This is a genomic window from Capnocytophaga genosp. AHN8471, assembly GCF_016806945.1.
Classification (GTDB): domain Bacteria; phylum Bacteroidota; class Bacteroidia; order Flavobacteriales; family Flavobacteriaceae; genus Capnocytophaga; species Capnocytophaga periodontitidis.
Map to the genome: position 1 here is coordinate 1 of NZ_JAESPJ010000006.1, position 21,506 is coordinate 21,506.

At 36.8% G+C, this 21,506-nt stretch carries 19 protein-coding genes and 4 tRNA genes; 4 read left to right on the plus strand and 19 right to left on the minus strand.

The genetic code is table 11. The features are described 5' to 3' along the window. Window positions 1-171: 171 nt before the first annotated feature. From JMN12_RS01775 to JMN12_RS01785, 3 genes are all read right to left on the minus strand, one after another. The gene (locus JMN12_RS01775) at window positions 172-849 is read right to left on the minus strand and encodes an Imm43 family immunity protein (protein ID WP_088594180.1); all 678 of its coding nucleotides are present in this window, start codon (window positions 847-849) and stop codon (window positions 172-174) included. A gap of 92 nt (window positions 850-941) precedes the next feature. Beyond that, entirely contained in the window at window positions 942-1,346 is a 405-nt protein-coding gene (locus tag JMN12_RS01780) for a hypothetical protein (protein WP_227002859.1), read from the minus strand. 5 nt (window positions 1,347-1,351) lie between these two features. Continuing rightward, window positions 1,352-1,633 carry an Imm17 family immunity protein gene (locus tag JMN12_RS01785; RefSeq protein ID WP_009413179.1) on the minus strand — a complete coding sequence of 94 codons (282 nt, stop codon included), beginning with the start codon at window positions 1,631-1,633 and terminating at the stop codon, window positions 1,352-1,354. 124 nt (window positions 1,634-1,757) lie between these two features. Here JMN12_RS01785 and JMN12_RS01790 point away from each other — a divergent pair, with 124 nt between their 5' ends. Continuing rightward, window positions 1,758-2,027: a DUF4372 domain-containing protein gene (locus JMN12_RS01790; protein ID WP_203136514.1), complete on the plus strand. Its 270-nt coding sequence runs from the start codon at window positions 1,758-1,760 to the stop codon at window positions 2,025-2,027. Window positions 2,028-2,067: 40 nt separating this feature from the next. Then, window positions 2,068-2,883: an IS4 family transposase gene (locus tag JMN12_RS01795; protein WP_238423784.1), complete on the plus strand. Its 816-nt coding sequence runs from the start codon at window positions 2,068-2,070 to the stop codon at window positions 2,881-2,883. 241 nt (window positions 2,884-3,124) lie between these two features. On the opposite strand, the gene mfd is transcribed toward JMN12_RS01795, so the two are convergent. From mfd to JMN12_RS01835, 8 genes are all read right to left on the minus strand, one after another. Beyond that, window positions 3,125-6,457, minus strand: a complete 3,333-nt coding sequence (mfd, locus tag JMN12_RS01800) for a transcription-repair coupling factor (protein WP_203136516.1) — start codon at window positions 6,455-6,457, stop codon at window positions 3,125-3,127. Window positions 6,458-6,473: 16 nt separating this feature from the next. Then, the gene (locus tag JMN12_RS01805) at window positions 6,474-7,376 is read right to left on the minus strand and encodes a NifU family protein (RefSeq protein WP_203136519.1); all 903 of its coding nucleotides are present in this window, start codon (window positions 7,374-7,376) and stop codon (window positions 6,474-6,476) included. Between the two features lies 1 nt (window position 7,377). Further along, window positions 7,378-8,019 (minus strand): viroplasmin family protein, encoded by a 642-nt coding sequence (locus tag JMN12_RS01810; RefSeq protein WP_088594183.1) that lies wholly within the window; start codon window positions 8,017-8,019, stop codon window positions 7,378-7,380. A 78-nt stretch (window positions 8,020-8,097) separates the two neighbouring features. After that, window positions 8,098-9,789: an energy-dependent translational throttle protein EttA gene (gene ettA, locus JMN12_RS01815; RefSeq protein ID WP_203136531.1), complete on the minus strand. Its 1,692-nt coding sequence runs from the start codon at window positions 9,787-9,789 to the stop codon at window positions 8,098-8,100. Window positions 9,790-9,896: 107 nt separating this feature from the next. Next, complete coding sequence (locus JMN12_RS01820) at window positions 9,897-10,733, minus strand: hypothetical protein (RefSeq protein ID WP_203136533.1); 837 nt, start codon at window positions 10,731-10,733, stop codon at window positions 9,897-9,899. 26 nt (window positions 10,734-10,759) lie between these two features. Further along, a complete protein-coding gene (gene queA, locus JMN12_RS01825) occupies window positions 10,760-11,809 on the minus strand; it encodes a tRNA preQ1(34) S-adenosylmethionine ribosyltransferase-isomerase QueA (protein ID WP_009413173.1) in 1,050 nt (349 codons plus the stop codon). A gap of 26 nt (window positions 11,810-11,835) precedes the next feature. Next, window positions 11,836-12,402, minus strand: coding sequence for a hypothetical protein (locus tag JMN12_RS01830; RefSeq protein WP_088594185.1), 567 nt, complete (start codon window positions 12,400-12,402; stop codon window positions 11,836-11,838). 38 nt (window positions 12,403-12,440) lie between these two features. Beyond that, window positions 12,441-12,513: transfer RNA gene (locus JMN12_RS01835), tRNA-Pro, on the minus strand. A gap of 263 nt (window positions 12,514-12,776) precedes the next feature. Here JMN12_RS01835 and mgtE point away from each other — a divergent pair. Next, the gene (gene mgtE, locus JMN12_RS01840) at window positions 12,777-14,132 is read left to right on the plus strand and encodes a magnesium transporter (protein WP_088594186.1); all 1,356 of its coding nucleotides are present in this window, start codon (window positions 12,777-12,779) and stop codon (window positions 14,130-14,132) included. 41 nt (window positions 14,133-14,173) lie between these two features. Here mgtE and JMN12_RS01845 read toward each other — a convergent pair whose 3' ends face one another. The 8 genes from JMN12_RS01845 to JMN12_RS01880 form a co-directional block, all read right to left on the minus strand. Next, window positions 14,174-15,388, minus strand: coding sequence for a bifunctional folylpolyglutamate synthase/dihydrofolate synthase (locus JMN12_RS01845; RefSeq protein WP_203136535.1), 1,215 nt, complete (start codon window positions 15,386-15,388; stop codon window positions 14,174-14,176). 101 nt (window positions 15,389-15,489) lie between these two features. Continuing rightward, window positions 15,490-16,314, minus strand: coding sequence for an energy transducer TonB (locus tag JMN12_RS01850; protein ID WP_203136537.1), 825 nt, complete (start codon window positions 16,312-16,314; stop codon window positions 15,490-15,492). An 8-nt stretch (window positions 16,315-16,322) separates the two neighbouring features. After that, window positions 16,323-16,709, minus strand: coding sequence for an ExbD/TolR family protein (locus tag JMN12_RS01855; protein WP_002678130.1), 387 nt, complete (start codon window positions 16,707-16,709; stop codon window positions 16,323-16,325). A 24-nt stretch (window positions 16,710-16,733) separates the two neighbouring features. Next, the gene (locus JMN12_RS01860; RefSeq protein WP_009413169.1) at window positions 16,734-17,432 is read right to left on the minus strand and encodes a MotA/TolQ/ExbB proton channel family protein; all 699 of its coding nucleotides are present in this window, start codon (window positions 17,430-17,432) and stop codon (window positions 16,734-16,736) included. 172 nt (window positions 17,433-17,604) lie between these two features. Then, a tRNA-Val gene (locus JMN12_RS01865) sits at window positions 17,605-17,679 on the minus strand. Between the two features lie 43 nt (window positions 17,680-17,722). After that, a tRNA-Val gene (locus tag JMN12_RS01870) sits at window positions 17,723-17,800 on the minus strand. A 33-nt stretch (window positions 17,801-17,833) separates the two neighbouring features. Next, window positions 17,834-17,908, minus strand: a tRNA-Val gene (locus JMN12_RS01875). A 79-nt stretch (window positions 17,909-17,987) separates the two neighbouring features. Beyond that, the gene (locus JMN12_RS01880) at window positions 17,988-18,782 is read right to left on the minus strand and encodes a hypothetical protein (protein WP_203136546.1); all 795 of its coding nucleotides are present in this window, start codon (window positions 18,780-18,782) and stop codon (window positions 17,988-17,990) included. A 297-nt stretch (window positions 18,783-19,079) separates the two neighbouring features. On the opposite strand from JMN12_RS01880, the gene JMN12_RS01885 reads away from it, so the two are divergent. Then, on the plus strand, window positions 19,080-21,458 hold the full coding sequence (locus JMN12_RS01885; RefSeq protein WP_203136548.1) for a thiamine pyrophosphate-dependent enzyme: 2,379 nt from the start codon (window positions 19,080-19,082) through the stop codon (window positions 21,456-21,458). Window positions 21,459-21,506: the final 48 nt, after the last annotated feature.

Genomic DNA, 21,506 nt, shown 5'->3' on the forward strand with positions numbered 1-21,506 from the left:
AAAAAAAGAGGCTGTCCTTAAAAGTTTAAACTAAACTTTTCGGACAGCCTCTTTAGTTATTTTGTATTTCACTAATTAGTAAGCTGTTGTATCTGATGAAGTTCTCAGAGTAAATACTATTTATACCAAGCTCTATCAGGTTTAGAAAATCCTTTTAATAATAGTTTATCACTACTTTAAACAAGTATTATACACTTCTGGGAACTCACTTACTGAATATATCTCAGGAGCATAGCAGAGCTTTTCTATTTCCTCTTTTAATGATTTTTTAATAACTAAGGCATTTTGATAGCAAAAATAATCATCAGGTAATACATTTCCTAAGACAAAAATATTCCTATCAGTAGGCTCTTTTAAGTGCAAATCAGGATAAAGAAAAGTGTCCTCCCAATCTCTCGCAACTATTTTTAAGTTGTCATTAAAGGCAAATAATTCGTTATCAGCCCTACAGAAACGCAATAAATAATAGGGCTGTTTAGCAATATTGCCCCCTTTAGTATTTACAACATTCAAGGTTGCTTTTTCAAATTGAGGATTTAAGCCATTCTCTATCAGAAGATTTAATAATCTATCAGAGAAAACTCTTATCCCTTCATAATATCCTAAGAAATCAAACAACACTTCTTTCTGGCGTTTTACCACCAAAATCAATTCTTCAGGCAATTTGTATTTCTCTTCTGGAGGAAAGGAGAAATACATAGGAGAGTATTTAATCCATTCTCCTCGTTTGATTTTAGTAGGGTTTTTAGGGTAAAATTCCTCTGTAATAGTTGTCATTACAGTAGCAGGAACTCCTTTAGGTAACGTATTGGGGTTTGAATAAAACCATATAAACAATTCTTCTTTCATAATATTCGTGATAATTTCACTTTATTTTTCATTATAAATATACAAGTTTGAGATAATAGGGAAGTAGGATGGTTAGGAGGTAGAGAGGTGGGTTACCATTTATAAAAATAGGATAGGTCACTTGTTTTTAGAGAAAAAGGTATTTGAACTCTATCATAACTATCAAGAGAAATATTAATGCTGTCTTTTATTCTTTTTTTTGAAATAAGTATTAGGATTTTCTCTTCGTATAAGTCTGTAGCTATAATAGACAAAAAGCAATGTTCTGAAACTATTGTTTTAAAGAATATAGCCTTTATTTCATCTAAATTCTTATCAGAATAATAATCTGATACCAATTTTTCTAATATTTCTATTTTGGAGGAAAAGTCGTCTTGATTTTCTATAAGCATACCCCCTATATTTTGATTGAAAATTCTCAACTTCATTAAACTTTCTAACTCACCCATAGATAAAGTTGTAAAATCGAGGAAAATAGATTCGTTTTTTACATTCATATTGTTTATGCTTTATAGGTAAAAGCTATATAGGAGGAGTAAATTCCTATAATTATAAAGAAAACACCTGTAATAAAACCAATAACACGCGCCATATCACGACCTAAATAACGGCTTATTTGCCCCATAGTCCAATTATTTTGGTAATGTTTATCGGGTTCGTATAGCCAATCCCAATTTTTTAGAGCGCCTATGATGAGGCAAATACCAAAAGCAGCGAGCAAAAGAGCTACAATACCGCCAAATGTAATAGGGTTTTTACCTACCCAATTTTTAAATGTTTCCATCACTTGTGTTTATCAAAATGTGTTAAAATTTATGTTTAAACAATTTGTATTCAATTAATTATAAATAAAAATCTTTGTCCGAGATTTGAAAAAATACTTTTTTTGTATTCAAAGATATAATACAATGAATTCAAAAAAGTACATTTTCTCTCAAGTAACATCATTTCTACCTCAAAAATACTTTAATAGATTAGTTGCCAAGTATGATGATAGAACTAAAAATTGGGTATTTTCACATTGGAATCATATGCTACTTTTAATTCTTGGACAACTTATGGGCTGTATTAGTATTAGAGAACTTGTAAGTACTGTTAATGCTAATTTCAAAAGAATTTATCATTTAGGTATTGGAAAAAATCCGATAGATTTAAAAGACCTTATCTATTGCAAATAAGATCAGAGATATAAGAATATTCGAACAATATGCTTTCTATATGATAAGTATAGCCCAAGAAAAGCAATCCTTTAGTGAATTTTGCTTACACGGAAAATTTTATGCTATAGATTCTACTACTATTGACTTATGCATGTCCGTATTTCAATGGGCTAATTTTAGAAGCACTAAATCTGGAATAAAAATCCATACACAAATTGATTTAGTTACTAAAATTCCTACTTTTTATAGAATTACAAATGCTAATGTCCATGATATTAAAGAAATGGACGCTATAGACTATGAGCCTTTAGCTTGTTATGTGTTTGATCGTGGCTATTTTGATTTGAATAGGCTTTATAAAATAAGCCAATATGATGCTTTTTTCATCATTCGTGAGAAAGGCATACCTGCTTATGAAATCATTTCAGGAGAAGACTTTCTTGAAAATAATGATAATGTTCTATTAGACCAAACTATTAGGTTTACAGGAAATAGAAATAAAGGGAATTATCCCTCAGAACTTAGGCGAATTGTTTACTTTGCCCCAGAACTTAAAAGGTCTTTTGTTTATTATACTAACAATTTTCACCTTAAAGCTAGTGAAATTGCTCTTTTATATAAGAATAGATGGCAAATAGAACTATTTTTTAAGTGGATAAAACAACATCTTAAGGTAAAAAACTTTTGGGGAACATCTGAAAATGCTGTTAAAATCCAGATTCATATAGCTATTATCACTATGTCTATAATAGAACTAATGCGTATAGTTGGGAATTCCTCTTTTGTTGATGACCCCATTATGGAGCTTTTAACTCCTATCAAAAGACAAAAAGCACTCAATGATATGCAATTAGAGTTCAATTTTAAATTTTAACATTTCTTTGATAAACACTAATGTGTTTCCATAGTGTTTAATATTATAGACAAACAAAAATAATAAACTTATTTTTAGAGGGCGATTGGCAAATCGCTCCTATAATATGCCAAAAAAGCAAATGATTATCAGTGAATCAATAATAGCCCCCGTTCCCCCGAAGGGGGACAAGCCTCAAAAGAGAGTGTTTATTGGATAAATTATTTTAATGTGAAATCATAGATTAAGTTCAATAATTATATTATGCTTCTATCATTTGCATAACTTTTAGAGCTTGGTATACACTGTTGATGTTTTCAAAAATAAGCAATAAACGCAAGCCGTTGCGGGTTTCTTTCTCTTGCATACGACACTTATCGGGGTAGCGTTGTACAAAGAGCAATAGCTTTTGGAAGCGCGCACTTTGATAGAACGGACTATTTTGGTCGGCAATGAAATAGCCAGTCATCCTTCCGTTTTTCATTACGAGTTTCTCAATTCCCATACGGGTAGCCAACCATTTTACACGTACGCTATTGAGCAAGTCGATAGCTTGAGGGGGTAACTTGCCAAAACGGTCGATGAGGTTGCGTTCATAAACTTGTAAGGCTTCCTCATTAGGCAGATTACTCAGTTCGTTATAAAGATTGAGTCGTTCGGCTACTCTATTGACATAAGTATCAGGGAAGAGCAGTTCAAAGTCAGTATCTATTTGAGTATCGGTGAGGTAAGTTTTGTCTTCTTCGGCGGTGTGGTACAGTTCAGAGAACTCATTTTCTTTGAGTTCTGTTATGGCTTCTTGTAGTATATTTTGATAGGTGTCAAAGCCTATTTCATTGATAAAACCACTTTGCTCTCCCCCCAAGAGGTCGCCAGCCCCTCTAATCTCTAAATCTTTCATAGCGATATTGAGTCCGCTTCCTAAATCGGAGAACTGAGCTATCGCTTCAATACGCTTGCGGGCATCGTCGCTCATCGCTATCAGAGGAGGCGTGATGAAGTAGCAAAAAGCCTTTTTATTACTTCTACCTACGCGACCGCGCATTTGGTGTAAATCGGATAAGCCAAAATTATGTGCATTGTTGATAAAAATAGTGTTGGCATTAGGAACATCTAAACCACTTTCAATAATGGTGGTAGCAACCAATACATCATACCTACCTTCCATAAAGGCAAGCATAGTCTCTTCTAATTTCTTTCCGTCCATTTGTCCGTGACCAATGGCGATACGCGCATCGGGGAGCAATCGCTGAATCATTCCAGCCACCTCTTGAATATTTTCAACCCTATTGTGCATAAAGAATACTTGTCCGCCACGCTGAATTTCATAACGGATGCCATCGCGTATTACCTCTTCATTGAAAGGTACTACTTGCGAATCAATAGGGTAGCGGTTAGGAGGAGGGGTATTGATAACCGAAAGGTCGCGGGCAGCCATCAAACTGAATTGTAGTGTGCGTGGGATAGGTGTAGCAGTGAGCGTAAGTACATCGAGGTTTTCTTTAAGGGTTTTGAGCTTATCTTTTACACCTACGCCAAACTTTTGCTCTTCATCAACAATCAGTAATCCTAAATCTTTATAAGTAACCTTTTCGCCTACTATTTGATGTGTGCCGATGATAATATCTAACTGACCTTTAGCTAGTTCTTCTAAGATGATTTTCTTTTCCTTGGCTGTGCGGAATCGGTTGAGATAATCGATGCGCACAGGAAAGTCTTTCATACGCTGGCTAAATGTTTGAAAGTGTTGAAAAGCCAGTACTGTAGTAGGCACAAGTACAGCTACTTGCTTGCCATTATCGACAGCTTTGAAGGCAGCGCGAATGGCTACTTCGGTTTTCCCGAAACCTACATCACCACACACCAATCTATCCATAGGTTTAGAGCTTTCCATATCAGCTTTTACTTCGGCAGTAGCCTTACTTTGGTCGGGAGTATCCTCATACAAGAATGAGGCTTCCAACTCGTTTTGCATATAACTGTCGTGAGCAAAGGCAAATCCTTGGGCTTCCTTTCGTTTGGCATATAACTGAATGAGGTTGAACGCGATTTCTTTTACACGAGCTTTGGTTTTCTGTTTGAGGGCTTTCCACGCTCCTGAACCTAATTTATAAATCTTAGGAGGTTTGCCGTCTTTTCCGTTATATTTAGTAATCTTATGTAGTGCGTGAATGCTAACGAATAATACATCACGGTCTCCATAAATCAGTTTGATAGCTTCTTGTTGTTTGCCTTCTACTTCAATCTTTTGTAAGCCAGCGAACTTCCCAATACCGTGGTCTATATGTGTAACATAATCGCCTACCTCTAATTGCATCAGTTCTTTAAGTGTAATGGCTTGTTTTTTGGCATAACCATTCTTTAGCTGAAATTTATAATAGCGCTCAAAGATTTGATGATCGGTGAATACATTGCATTTTAATTCAGTATCTACAAAGCCAGCGTGTAGTGATAATTGTACCGTTTGGTAAGGTACTTTTTGCTCCATTTCTTCAAAAATATCTTGAAATCGCTTGGCTTGTTGTTCACTCCCACAGAGGATATAGTTTTGAAATCCTTCCTCGTGTTTGTTGTTGAAGTAACTAATAAGGAGTTCAAACTGTTTGTTAAAAGAAGGTTGAGGGGTGGTATGAAAAGAAAACTCCTTTTCGTTTTTACAAGTGGGAGTTGTAGCATTGATGTTTACTTGTTGGAATCTCTGTATTTGTTTCAATAAATCCACTACTTGACAATAGAGTTCCTCTGGGGGGGTGCGTTTTACTTCATTGGGGAGCTTTTGATAAATATCGGTAGCTTTAGCAAAGAGTTTTTCAATCTTAGTATCAAAAAATCCCATATCCTTACCAATGAATAGCGTCTGCTCACTGATATACTCCAAGAATGACTGTCGAATCTCATCACTTTCTTTGTTTTCTACATTAGGGATAATTGTAATTTTAGATAGTTGAGCAGTAGATAGCTGACTTTCTACATCGAATGTACGGATGCTATCAACTTCGTTTCCAAAGAATTCAATACGATAAGGTTCATTATTTGAAAAAGAGAATACATCTACAATCCCACCACGTACTGAGAACTCACCAGGTTCGGTAACAAAATCGGTGCGGTTGAAGTGGTAGCTGAAAAGCACCTCATTGAGGAAATCAATAGTGAGTGAGTCTCCTTTTTGAATTTTTAGCGTATTTTTTTCTAATTGTTTTCGTGTGATGACCTTCTCAAAAAGAGCTTCGGGGTAGGAGACTATGAGCAATGGTTTTGTACTATGACTCAATTGGTTGAGGACTTCTGCACGCAATAACACATTGGCATTATCGGTGTCTTCAATTTGATAGGGGCGACGATAGCTATCGGGAAAGAAAAGTACCTGCTGTTCTCCTACTAAGGTTTCTAAATCATTGACTATGTAGGCACTTTCTTCTTTATCGGGTAGCAGTACTAATAGAGGTCTATGGACTGTATTAAACAAGTTAGCTATTACTATTGACAAAGAAGCCCCTGCCAATCCCTTAACCTCTGCATTTTCTTTTGTTTGTAGGTGTTTTAATAGGGATTGATAGGTGCTGTTTTCAGTAAATTGTTGTAGGAATGATTTCACAGTAAATTATAAAATATTAAAGTAGTGCTTCAACGTTGATAAGCGGATTGTTTAACTTGTCTTTCAAAATAACTTCAATGCCTTTTTTTAAGGTTTGAGTAGATGACGGACAGCCACTGCAAGCCCCTTGTAAGAGTACTTCTACGTGATGGGTGTCGCGGTTGTAAGAAATAAATTGTATGTTACCTCCATCGGATGCCACAGCGGGTTTTACATATTGTTCTATGATAGCTACGATTTGTTGCGATATTTCATCGGTAGTAACCATAGAAAGCAAGCGCGCTTGAGCTTCTTCTTGTCGCCTTTTTATCTCGGCAGGGTTGATGATAGGGCGACCTTCACTTAGGTATTTACGGATATAATCGCGCAAGTCGGCAGCTATCATTTCCCATTCTTCCATACCTTTTTTAGTGAGTGATATATAATTATCATCAAAAAAAACTTCTTCAATAAATGGAAAATGCGTTAAGAGAGTTGCTGCCATAGGCGCTTCTGCGGCTTCTTCTATTGATTTATACTCTATTACAGTAGGTACCAAACGCTTGTTGGCGACGAACTTCATCACGGTGGGGTTGGGGGTTGTTTCAGTATATACAGTAATAGCTTCCCCCATAGGTTTTCCAGCTTCGCCTAATAATATATCTTTACCCGATTGCAAATACACTAATACTTGCTGAGCAACCTCTTCCTGAACTTCTTTCCATTCAACAATGGGAAAGCGTTTCAAAGCTATGAAATTACTCGAAATATAAACAGTTTTTACAAAGGGCAAATAAAATAGCTCCTTAGCTAAAGGAGCGTTTTTAGCTTCATCTACGTTTTTAAACTCATAACTCCCTTTTACCAAAGGTCTGTTGGCTTCGAGTTTGATGATGTCGGGGTTAGCAGTAGGTTGTATTTTCAGGGTAAGGTCTGTCATTTTATTTGTCTTTACGTCCAAAATCGGCAGGATTTTCGCCCCACGCTTGGGTTTCCCATTTCAAAATAGGGTTAGGATAAGTATTGTTGTGTAGCCATTGTTCAGCACGGGCTATCAGTTCAAATATTTTTTCGTTATGAGAGGTGCGTGGCACTTTAGTTTTGCATACCTTTTGGCGCACCCAGCTCATCGCTATTTTGCTATCAGAATAGACCGGTAAGCTGAGGTTGCGTTGCTTCATAAAGGCTAAAGCGTGTACGATAGCCAAAAACTCCCCTATGTTGTTCGTGCCGTCTTTTATTGGTGCAATTCTAAATATTTCAGCTTGAGTTTCGGTATCTACTCCTCGGTATTCCATAATTCCAGGGTTACCGCTGCAAGCAGCATCAACAGCTATAGAAGGCAATATGGGGGAGCCAATACGCTCTAATTCTAAGGGGGATAGGGTAGGAGAGGAGGCTACTCTTTTGCCTTTGTATTGCTCAAAGCTCTCATTGAAGGCTTTTTCAGCCATTGCTTGACTCTCAAAACTCTTAAATTTAGCATACGGATAGCCTTCAACAGCTTTTTTGCACTTATCCCACGAGCTAAAGATACCCGTTTTGTGTCCTTCCCACACTACATAGTATTTCTTTTTTGGCATTTTAAAGGAAGAATATTAAGACTAAAAGAACCATTACGATGGCTATTACTCCGATGATAATATTGTTATCATTTTCTTTCATCGTACCAATTTCTTGTATTTAATCCTTGTAGGCGTTACCTCTTTGCCAAGGCGTTTTTTCTTGTTCTCTTCATATTCTGAGAAGCTACCTTCAAAGAAATAGACTTGTGAGTCACCTTCAAAAGCTAAAATATGAGTGCAGATACGGTCTAAGAACCAACGGTCGTGTGAGATCGCTACCGCACAACCTGCAAAGTTTTCTAAACCTTCTTCTAAAGCACGGAGTGTATTTACATCTAAATCGTTGGTAGGCTCGTCCAATAGCAATACGTTGCCTTCTTCTTTTAATGTCATTGCAAGGTGCAAGCGATTGCGTTCACCTCCTGAGAGGGTCGCTACTTTCTTGTTTTGCTCACTACCGCCAAAGTTAAAACGACTTAGGTAAGCGCGAGAGTTCACCTGTCTGCCACCCATCATTATCAGGTCTTGCCCGCCAGAGAAGTTCTCCCAAATAGATTTTTCGGGGTCTATCTGTTTATGAGTTTGGTCTACGTAAGCTATTTTTACGGTTTCTCCTACCAAAAACTCACCGTTATCGGGTTTTTCTTCCCCCATAATCATACGGAAAATAGTAGATTTACCTGCTCCATTAGGTCCTATTACGCCTACAATACCTGCTTGTGGCAATACAAAATTAAGGTCGTCATATAATAATTTATCACCAAAGGCTTTGGCTACGTGTCGTGCTTCTATCACGTTGGTTCCCAAACGAGGTCCGTTAGGGATGTATATTTCAAGTTTTTCTTCTAACTGCTTTTGGTCTTCATTGAGCAATCGGTCGTAGTTTTGCAAACGTGCCTTTTGTTTGGCTTGTCGCCCTTTAGCGCCTTGTCGTACCCATTCAAGCTCGCGCTCCAACACCTTTTGGCGTTTGCTTTCGGTTTTCTGTTCTTGGGCAAGGCGTTTGGCTTTCTGGTCGAGCCAAGACGAATAATTACCTTTCCACGGAATTCCTTCTCCACGGTCAAGCTCCAATATCCAGCCTGCTACATTATCCAAGAAATAACGGTCGTGGGTTACGGCTATCACGGTACCGGCGTACTGTTGCAAGTGTTGTTCTAACCACAATACCGATTCGGCATCGAGGTGGTTCGTAGGTTCATCGAGTAACAAGACATCGGGTTGTTGCAAGAGCAGACGACAGAGTGCTACCCTACGGCGTTCTCCTCCCGAAAGCACTTTGATAGGTGTATCGGGCTCAGGGGTGCGGAGGGCTTCCATAGCTACTTCCAGCTGGTTATCGAGTTCCCAAGCGTTCAAGGCATCTATTTTATCTTGTAGCTCGGCTTGTTTATCCATCAGTTTTTGCATCTTATCGGGGTCAGAATAGTTTTCTTCCAAGCCGAAAAGGTCGTTGATATGGTTAAACTCATCGAGTAGTTTAACTGTTTCGGCTACGCCTTCGCGTACTACTTCTATCACGGTTTTCTCATCATCAAGGTGTGGTTCTTGTTCCAAATACCCTACAGTGTAGTTAGGAGCGAAAACCACTTCGCCCTGATAGTTTTTATCAATTCCTGCTATAATTTTTAGTAAAGAAGACTTACCAGAGCCATTAAGACCTAAAATACCTATTTTAGCTCCATAAAAGAAACTCAAGTAAATGTCTTTTAGAACTTGTTTATTAGTAGATGAATAGGTTTTGCTTACCTTATTCATCGAAAAAATAATCTTTTTATCGTCTGCCATAATGTAATTAGCTAATATAGTGATTAGTAAAATTGGCGCAAAAATAATAAAAAAACTGGTATAGTTCAAAACTACGCCAGTTTTTATTATCTATGTTATGTGAAATTTTAGAATCTAAAGACACCGCCAATACCTAATACAGTTTCAAAGAAGAAGAAATCGTGTTTAGCTTTATCGGCTATATCATAAGTAGTGCGTACGTCGTACATATTGATATAACCACCTTTAAGTTCACCAACTACACGAAAATACTTTAAGAAAGTGAGGTGTAATCCAGCTTTAGCATTTACTCCTACCCCTGCAATGTGAAATTCGTCGTAACGTTCTTTATTGAGGAGTTTTGTATTAGATTTTGGATATAAAGCGCCAAAACCAAGTCCTTCTGTTAAGCTCACTTGTAATATATCAGTGTTACGGATGCCAAACAAACGAGAAATATCATCGATACGAGCCCCTTCCACTACTACATAGTTGAGTCCGTCAGTATGTTCAAAGGTGAGGAAATCCTCGCTGAGCAATTTATTGACATTGTTATATACGCCATCGTGTGAAGTGCCAGAACCATTGATATATCCGTTCATTTTCACAGTTTGACCGTTTTTCATTACATATTTCATATGGTCTACTCCTACAGAAACAGTGTAATGGTCAGAAATGTAATATCCTATGTGAAAATTGGTTTGAGGGATAGTCATTCGCAAAGGATTGATATAGTCGATATGCCAACCTTTAGGACGGTCTACCGCTTCAACATCTTTGATGGTAAAATCGTAGCCATTACCAGTGAAAGTAATATCAGAATTAGAGTACCAGCCGCGATTACCACCCCAGAAGAAGAAAAATTTACCTTTGTTATGAGCAGTGTAAAGTTCTTTAGGTGTTTCTTGCGCAAAAAATGTTAGGGTGCTCATTCCTAACGCCATAGTGATAAAAAATTTTTTCATTAATGATTATTTTTAGTTATTGATTTTTATAAGATTAGCATTGCATCACCATAAGAATAAAACTTGTATTTTTGTTCTACAGCTTCTTTATAGGCACGCATAATGAGATCGTGACCAGCAAAAGCTGATACCATCATCAGTAAAGTTGATTTAGGAGTGTGGAAATTAGTGATCATTGCATTGGCAACACTAAAATCGTAAGGAGGGAAAATAAATTTATTTGTCCATCCATCAAACGGATTTACAAAGCCGTCAGAAGATACAGAACTCTCTAAAACACGCATTACAGTAGTTCCTACAGCACAAACACGTTTTTTATTTTCCTTAGCGGTGTTGATGATTTTTGTTTGACTTTCAGGAATGTGAATCTCTTCGCTATCCATTTTGTGTTTAGAAAGGTCTTCTACCTCCACAGGGTTGAAAGTTCCTAAACCAACGTGTAATGTTACTTCGGCGAAGGTAATACCTTTTATTTCCAAACGTTTCATCAAGTGTTTAGAGAAGTGCAAACCAGCAGTAGGGGCAGCAACGGCACCTTCGTATTTAGCGTAAATAGTTTGATAACGTTCCTCGTCTTCAGGTTCTACGGGACGAGAGATGTATTTAGGTAGTGGAGTTTGTCCAAGTTCAGTGAGATGCTGACGGAACTCTTCATAAGTACCATCATACAAGAAACGAAGTGTACGACCGCGAGATGTGGTATTGTCAATTACCTCGGCTACTAATTCAGCATTTTTGCCAAAGTAGAGTTTGTTGCCTATACGTATTTTGCGAGCAGGATCGACGAGTACATCCCATAAACGTTGTTCGGCGCTCAATTCACGCAATAAAAATACTTCTATTTTTGCTTTAGTTTTTTCTTTATTACCATATAAACGAGCTGGGAATACTTTGGTGTTGTTGAGCACAAACACGTCACCATCGTCAAAATAATCAATTACATCTTTGAACAATTTGTGTTCAATTTCTCCTGTTTTGCGATGTACCACCATTAGGCGAGCTTCATCACGGTTTTCGCTGGGATATTCAGCTAATAACTCTTTAGGAAGATCAAAATTAAAGTTTGAAAGTTTCATATATTTTCTACAAAATTATTGTTAGTTTATAAACGGTATCCTACTCCTATGGCTATGTGTCCATATTTATAATTATCACTTGGGATACCTTCTTTTCTTTTAGCATTAGGAATATAAAAGTTGATATCTACACTACCTATAAATCTTTTCCACTCGCCATAACCACCTAAAAACAAGCGAGCATTCACTCCCTGTGCATCTCCAAAGTTAATATTAGGCCCTATACCTACTTGTAGACCATTAGTTTTGTGCATTCCTCCTAGAATATACAGAAAAGATACTTGATGAATATGATTATAACGGTCGTAATCATCATTTTGTTGAGTTTGTAGGAAAGTATAATCTATACGAGTACTAAATTTAGACAATCGTCCGTACTTTTCAGCATCATATCTATCAGCTTGGATATATACATTTACACGTGGGCGAAAAGATAAAGAAACTGATGAAGAGGAGTTGTTATCAGGTTTTTCTCGGTCGTTATTATATAAAAAAGGAAGTTGTGCTCCTATAACAAAATTGTTTTTAAGAGCTTGTGCCTGAGAAATGAAGGTGAATAGGGAAAATAAAAAAAGAAGATAAACTTTGTTCATTTCTTTATAAAAATAGCTATTGTATAAAAAGAAAAAAGTCGGGATGACTGGACTCGAACCAGCGACCACACGCACCCCATACGTGTACGCTACCAACTGCGCCACATCCCGATTTTTATTTTTCAGTGCGCAAAAGTATCACTTTTTGTTGAAACCACCAAATAAATAAATAGAAATTTTTTATCTATGGAACTTATTTATTTGATAATCTGAACTTATTATCCTAAAATGAACGTATTGAATAACTATTTTAACTACTTTTTCAATACTTAAAAGGCGAATTAAGTACTTAAAAATATAAAATATTTTGAGATTCTTTATTCGGTATTCACAATTATTTTATAATTTTGCAAAAATAGAATTTAGGAGATAATATGACAACTTTTAAAATAACAGATGAGCTCATTGAAAAGATTCAGCAACTGATTGAGGAAAAACAAAATAAAGAACTTACAACCCTTTTAAATGATTTACACTATGCCGATATAGCCGAAATCATTCACGAATTAGATATTGAAGAGGGAGTATATATTATTCGTCTCATTGATGCTCAAAAAACATCGGATGTACTCACCGAATTAGACGATGATTACCGTGAAAATATCTTAAAAAACCTTTCTGCAAAAGAAATTGCCGATGAAATCATCGAGTTAGACACCGATGATGCGGTAGATATCATCTCTGAACTACCCGAAGATAGAAAAACAGAAGTTATTTCGCATATCACGGACGTAGAACACGCTAAAGACATCGTAGAATTACTTCGTTATGACGAAGATACTGCGGGGGGACTAATGGCTAAAGAACTTGTAAAGGTAAATGAGAATTGGAATGTGTTAAAATGCGTAAAAGAAATGCGTGAACAAGCGGCTCACGTTACTCGTGTACATTCTATTTATGTAGTAGATGATAATGATGTGCTTAAAGGACGACTTTCACTTAAAGATTTGCTTACTACTTCCACACGATCAGAAGTAAAAGACATTTATATTCCCAAAGTAGACTACGTATATGTTACTGATACTGCTGAAGAAGTAGCTCACATAATGAGTAAGTATGACTTAGAGGCAATTCCCGTAGTTGATGAGATGAAACGCCTTGTAGGACGCATCACTATTGATGACATAGTGGATGTGATTAAAGAAGAAGCTGAAAAAGATTATCAATTAGCAGCGGGTATCACCAATGATGTAGAGGCAGATGATAATATATGGAAACTCACTAAAGCGCGTTTACCTTGGTTACTTATTGGAATGTTTGGAGGATTAGGAGCAGCGAGTATTATCAATGGTTTTCAGGATACGATGATGATTTACCCTATATTATTGATTTTTATTCCGCTTATTCAAGCTACTGCAGGAAATGTGGGAGTACAATCATCGGCGATAATAGTACAAGGGTTGGCAAATAATTCTATCGACGGCGAACTTATCAAGCGGTTGTTCAAAGAATTTCTATTAGGACTCATCAACGGAGGAACTATTGCAGGAATAGTGATATTAGTAAGCCATTTTGCTTTTCAAGCTGAGTATTTGGTAAGTATTACAGTAGCCATAGCACTCATTACAGTGATTGTAAATGCTGCTGTGATAGGTACTTTTATCCCGATACTTCTCCACAAGCGCGGTATTGACCCAGCGGTTGCTACGGGTCCGTTTATCACTACCAGCAACGATGTTTTAGGTATCTTGATTTACTTTTTTATCGCCAAAATGATATTAGGGTTTTAAAACAACCTTCATTTGTTTTTCAGTATTCACTTTTTGTTATTTTACAACACTTCCGCAACTACGAACGTGCTTCCACCAACAAATATAAAGTCAGTGGGAAGCGCTTGTGCCTTAGCGGCATTTAAGGCTTCTGCTACTGAAGAATATCTCTCCCCTTGGAGTCCTTTTGCAATGGCAATTTCCTTTAATGTATCTACATTAAGTCCTCTTGCAATAGCAGGACTGCAAAAATAATAGGTAGCTTCTTTTGGGAAAAGCTCTAAAACACCATTTACATCTTTTTCTTTTACAAAACCTACTACAATATGAAGATGTGTATAGGTTTGCTTTTTGAGTTGTTCCATCACATAAGTAAGTCCGCCCACATTATGTCCTGTATCACATACGATAGTAGGGTAGGAGCCAAGGGTTTGCCAACGACCTTTCAGATTTGTATTGTGCACCACGTGTAAAAGTCCTTGTGCAATATTCTCCGGAGTAATATCCCACCCCTGGTGGATAAGCAATTCGGTAACGGCTATTACTCCTTTGATATTTTTCTCTTGGTAGGCACCTTGAAGATCGGTTGTAAGAGAAGTTTTTATGTGATTGGCAAAAATAATAGGAGCATTCATTTCTTTAGCTTTTGCTGTGAAGACGGGAGCAGTTTCCTCTTGATATTCACTGATTACTACAGGCACATTTTGTTTGATAATACCAGCTTTTTCAAAAGCTATTTTAGGTAAAGTATCTCCTAAAATATCAGTATGGTCTTTAGAGATATTGGTAATAAGAGAAACTTCGGGAGTGATAATATTAGTGGAGTCAAAACGCCCACCTAAGCCTACCTCTATTACAGCAATATCTACTTTTTCTTCAGCAAAATAACAGAAAGCCATTCCTACAGTCATTTCAAAAAATGACAGTGAATGTTCTTCCAAGAAAGATTTGTTTTCGCTTATAAAGTTTATTACATAGTTTTCGGGGATTTCTTTTCCATTAATTTTAATACGTTCGCGGAAGTCTTTGAGGTGTGGAGAGGTGTATAATCCTACCTTATATCCTGCCTCTTGTAGGATAGATGCGAGCATACTGCTGGAAGACCCCTTTCCGTTAGTGCCTGCAATATGCAAACTTTTGAATTTTGTTTGAGGGTTTCCTAACACCGAAGTAAAGGTGAGGATATTATCTAATTTGTTGTTCAAAGCGGTTTTACCTTGTGTTTGAAACATTGGTAAGCGGTTGAACATCCACGAAAGTGTTTCTTGATAATTCAATGTTAAAGATAATTTTTAGTTGTTGTACAATCAAAAATGAGATAATCAGTTATAGTATAACCATTATCTCATCTTGTTATTTATAATTTATAATTGATTTTTTATTCTCCAAGTTTAAAGTTTATAACAATAAAGCCAATTTGACGTGCAGGGGCATTATCATCGGCATTCCAACGGTGCATAGCTGCTGTTTTTCGAGCGGCATCTAATAAACAAGGGGCAGAATTAGTAGTTCCTTTTACACCTGCAGTAGCTTTTACAACTCTACCGCTACGATCTACTTCTATCTGTACAACTACACGTCCTTCTTCATTACAATTTTGAGGAACTTTACCTTGTGAAGCAATGGAGCGCCCATTGAGACCCCAGCCTTTACCAGAACTGCTGCCACCACCAGAACCATAGTAAGAATTAGCATATTGACTACCATCTATTTGCCCCTGATAACCAGGTTGGTTGCCATCTCCTTGTCCTGAGGTACCACTACCACCTGCATTGGCAGCGCCTAAAATGTTAGAAAGTGCATCAGAAGTCTCACGTGAAGGCTTAGGAGCGGGTTTAGGAGTTTCTTTAGTAGGCTCTTTTTTAGGTGTTTCTTTTTTCTTTTCTTGTTTTTTAGGGACTTCGGGTACAGAAACTTCTTCGTTGTTATCTTGAGCCAAAAGGTTTTCCTTTACTTCTTGTGAAGTACTCTGTTCTGGTTGTGTTTGTGGTGTTTGGGTTTCTTCTTGTTTGGCAGCACTTGGGGGAGGAGTACGTTCTCCCATTCCAGTTATATCTACCCCATAGATGACCTCTACTCCATTTTCGGGTGGAGGATCTAGGTACTTCATTCCTGCGAAAAATAGGATAAAGATCACCAAACACATCACAACTGTAGTGAGTGCTAAAGCTTTACGTTTATGTTCTGTATTGAATAAGTTCATATACTTTGCTATTTAGGACGTACAGCCAAAATTACCTTAAATTGATTTTGGTTAGCTACATCCATCACAGTTACCGCATTTTCAATAGGTACACTTTCTTCTACGCGTAAAATAATAGTAGGATTTTCTACTCCTTTTAGTGCTGATTTGAGTTCTGCATCGAGATTATCTACAGATATAGGTTTTTTGTCGATGAAAAAATTCAAATCTTTATCAATACTCACTGAAACATTTTGTGTGTTGGTGCTTTTTCCTTTAGCTTTAGGCAATAGCAAATCGAGCGCATTAGGGCTATTAGCAGTAATCATAAAGAATACTAACAGTAAGAACACAATATCCGTCATAGACGACATACTGAACTCAGGACTTACTTTATTTCTACCTTTTAATTTCATAATTGTACAAGTAGTTTTTGAAACCTATAGAGGTTCGTTCAACAAGTCTAAGAATTCGACGGCATTAGCTTCCATTAGGTGTACCACTTTATCAGTTTTTACCACTAAGTGATTGTAACCTACATAAGCGATAATCCCTACGATAAGACCAGCTACAGTAGTAGCCATTGCGGTATAAATACCTCCTGCTAAAGCGCCCATTTCGGCTTGACCACCAGCAGATGCCATTTCGTGGAATGACATAATCATACCAACAACAGTGCCCAAGAATCCAATCATAGGTCCTGCTCCTGCAATAGTAGCGAGAATAGCCGTATTCTTTTCAAGATTGTAGACCTCTAAAGTGCCTGCATTTTCAATAGCTTTATTAATATCTTCAAGAGGTTTACCTATACGAGAAACCCCTTTTTCAATAAGGCGTGCTACAGGAGTATTCGATTGCACACAAAGCATTTTGGCTGCATCCAAACGTCCAGCAGAGATACAATCACGTATTTTATACATAAAAGTTTTATCCACTTTAGAAGCTGCCTTGATAGCAAATAGGCGTTCAAAATAGAGGAAAAGTGCTACAGCGAGCATTACGAATAGAATGCCAATAATCACAATATTAGCAGTGCCACCATCTACAATCATATCCATTATAGAAAGTGTTTTTTCTTGAGCTGGAAGAGTGTTGGTTGCAGTTGTAGCAACATCTACAGAAGTTTGTAATCCTAACATATTATTTTTTCGTTTTCTGTTTAAAAATATCGCAAAAGTAAGAAATAATTATCAATATACAATTATTAATGATTAATTAACAATTATTAAAAATGTAAATATTTGATAATCAATTCTGTATTTAATATATTGCTAATAAAAAAAGCTACTCAGGGTATTGAGTAGCTTTTAGTGGACTCTACTGGATTCGAACCAGTGACCCTCTGCTTGTAAGGCAGATGCTCTGAACCAGCTGAGCTAAGAATCCTTGTTTTTTTTAGATTATAGTAACAACAATAAAATCTTAAATTTGGTGGGTCCTACTGGATTCGAACCAGTGACCCTCTGCTTGTAAGGCAGATGCTCTGAACCAGCTGAGCTAAGAACCCCAAAATAACAATGATAAAAATTTTAAACCTAAGTGGGTCCTACTGGATTCGAACCAGTGACCCTCTGCTTGTAAGGCAGATGCTCTGAACCAGCTGAGCTAAGAACCCTTATGTTTTTAAATCGGGTGCAAAGGTACTACTTTTTTTGAAACCTCCAAATTTTTTTATGAAAAAAGTGAAAAAATATTTATTCTTTTAGCATAAACTCGTACTCTAATCGGTTGAAGTTAGTAATCATATAGGGTACTTTATTCCATTCACTTTCACGCTTATTATCATTGTAATTCTCGCGTACTGTATAAATGTTTTTGCCATTAAATCTCTTTCGGCTTACTCCTACAAAATAATAAGCGTCACCGCTCCAACAGCCCTTGATTTTAGGAAAATAGAGTACCAAAGTACGTCGTTTTGTAGGGCAATGGTAAATTATGTGTTTGTGTGTTGCCTCTATAAGCTCATAAACATCACTGAATTGATAATTTTCCATACACCCCGATTGTTCTTCGTGAAAAGGGAGTGAATCGGGGAATATAATAGTTTTTCCATTTGTTAGACGAAAACTCACTTCGGTAGTATAACAATCAGGAGCTCCACAATCAAAAGTGTGAAGGTTGAAAGGCAAATGCACTTTGATACTGTTCTTAGTAGTCTTAGCGAATCCTTGTAAGTAAAACTCTTCTAAACAGGTATTTTTTAGAATACTATATTTCATTTGGTGCAAAACTAATTTTCGTACAGCTCTTTGGTAACTTTCGTAGTCCTCACCGTATTTTTCTTGCAAGATTTTTAACAAGCTATCGTTTTTCGAGAGTTTAGGTTTGAGGTTAGAGGGGGTAGTTTCTGTAACAACAGTGCTATCAATAGGTATAAGAATAGTAGTACTACTTTTAGTAGTATCACTCTTTTGTATAGTAATAGTTTTTTGCAGTTGGCAACTCACCAACAGTATTACAAAAACGGAAAGAAGAATTGTATATTTCATTTGGCAAAGATATGAAATAATCGAAAATTAACAATTGACAATTGAGTTCATTATATTATTTTTATATAAGAGCCTTTGTATCAGTGTCTTTTATGTAGTTAGATAATGATTTCTTTGTAATTTTTCTTTTTGTAGAGTAACACATTAGTATATATAACTATCACTAAAATTGAAAATTAAAATACTTTTCTTTTGTTTACTTTTAAAAAAGTATTACATTTGCGCAATATTTTTATTCAAACAAAAAAACCACTCTATATTAATTTTTTAAAAAAACTATTAAAAGAGGATAAACCGATGAAAAAAGAAAATATTTTAGAAGACTATGGCATCGCTGTTCTCAGTAGAGAATGCAGCTTGATGGGAAGAAAAGAAGTGCTTACAGGTAAAGCCAAATTTGGTATTTTTGGAGAAGGGAAAGAAGTGCCTCAAGTAGCTTTGGCAAGAGCTTTTCAAGATGGTGATTTTAGGAGCGGTTATTATCGCGATCAAACACTTATGATGGCTCTCGGCGTGCATACTGTTGAGAATTTCTTTGCAGGGATATATGCACACGCTGACATAGAGGCAGACCCTACCAGTGCTGGACGCCAAATGGGGGGGCACTTTGCTACCCATAGTTTAGATAACGAAGGACATTGGAAAGATTTATTAAAACAAAAAAATAGCAGTAGTGATATATCGTGTACTGCTGGTCAGATGCCTCGATTGTTAGGTTTAGCACAAGCCTCTAAAGTTTATCGCAACTTACCTAATGCAGAAAGTAAAGGATTCTCAAACCACGGAAACGAAATAGCTTGGGGGACTATTGGTAATGCGAGTACCAGCGAAGGGCACTTTTTTGAAATCCTTAATGCGGCAGGAGTAATGCAAGTACCCTTAGTAATGTCGGTTTGGGATGATGAGTATGGTATTTCAGTTCCTAAAGAATATCACACTATTAAACAAAGTATTTCAGAAGCGTTAAAAGGTTTTGTGCGCGATAAAAAACACAAAGGGTTTGAACTATTTGTTGCTAATGGTTGGGATTATCCTACTTTGTATGACATTTACCAAAAGGCAGCTAAAATAGCCCGTGAGGAACATATACCTGTATTAGTACACGTGAAAGAACTTACTCAACCTCAAGGGCACTCAACTTCAGGCTCACACGAGCGTTACAAAAGTGCTGAACGACTTCAGTGGGAAAAAGAATTTGACTGTATTACCAAAATGCGCGAATGGATTTTAGCTGAAAAATATGCTACTGAAGAAGAATTGGTAGCTATAGAACAACAAGCTAAGAAACGTGTGAATGAAGGAAAAAAAAGAGCTTGGGAATCTTATATTAAGCCTATTGAAAAAGAAAGAAAAGAACTTGTCGCTCTTCTCTCCTCATTGTTAACCAATACGAACGATGATACTATAAAAGAAAAAGTAAAGAGTTTATCAAAATCTCTTTTGGAAGTAGCTTTACCTAATCGCAAAGATGTGTTGAGTAGTGCGAGAAAAGCCTTGAGATTGTTATTACCAGAGGGTGAAAACAAAATATTTCCTTTACAAGAATGGATAAAGAAGTATATAAAGGAAAATGAGCCTAAATATAGTCGATTTCTCCACACAGAGAATGAACAAAATCCTATTCACATAGCAGAGGTGCTTCCTACTTATGACGCATCAAAAGAACTTGTAGATGGGCGTATTGTGTTGAGAGAGAATTTCGACGCTTTGCTTACTAAATATCCTAATCTTTTGATATTTGGTGAAGATGTGGGTAATATAGGCGATGTAAATCAAGGGTTAGAAGGTTTGCAAAAGAAACACGGAGCTGTAAAAGTAGCTGATACGAGTATTCGTGAAACAGCTATAGTGGGACAAGGTATAGGTATGGCAATGCGAGGTTTGCGTCCGATTGCTGAAATTCAGTATTTAGACTATATTCTTTATGGATTACAAACACTAAGTGATGATTTAGCCAGTCTGCACTATCGCACTTTTGGTAAGCAAATGGCACCTCTTATTATCAGAACGAGAGGGCATCGTTTACAAGGTATTTGGCACGCGGGTTCACCTATGGGTGTATTGTTAGCTTCTTTAAGAGGGATGTACATTCTCACCCCACGTAATATGGTGAAAGCAGCGGGCTTCTACAATACACTCTTGGAGGGTAATCAACCAGCTGTAGTGGTGGAATGCCTCAATGGTTATCGCTTGAAAGAAGCTTTGCCTAGTAATCTCACTGAGTTTAAGACTCCTATAGGGGTAGTAGAAACACTTCGTGAAGGAAAAGATATTACTGTAGTATCTTACGGGTCTACTTTGCGTATCGTGTGTGAGGTTGCTGATGAATTGGCTGCCTTGGGTATTGATATTGAAATTATTGATGTACAATCATTAGCGCCATTTGATGTACGTCACGATATAGTGAAGAGCATACAGAAAACCAATAGACTATTAGTAGTTGATGAAGATATGCCTGGGGCTACTTCGGCATATATTTTACAGAAAATTTTGGAAGAACAAAATGCTTATCAGTATTTAGATAGTGCACCACAAACCTTGGCGGCAGGTAACCACCGTCCTGCTTATGCAACTGATGGTGATTATTTTTCTAAACCTAATGCCGATAGCATCATTGAGAAGATATACAGTATAATGCACGAAGTTAATCCTGCAAAATACCCTACATTGTTGTAGTATTATATTTTTCACTTTGTCAAAGTTTTAGGACTTTGACAAAGTGAA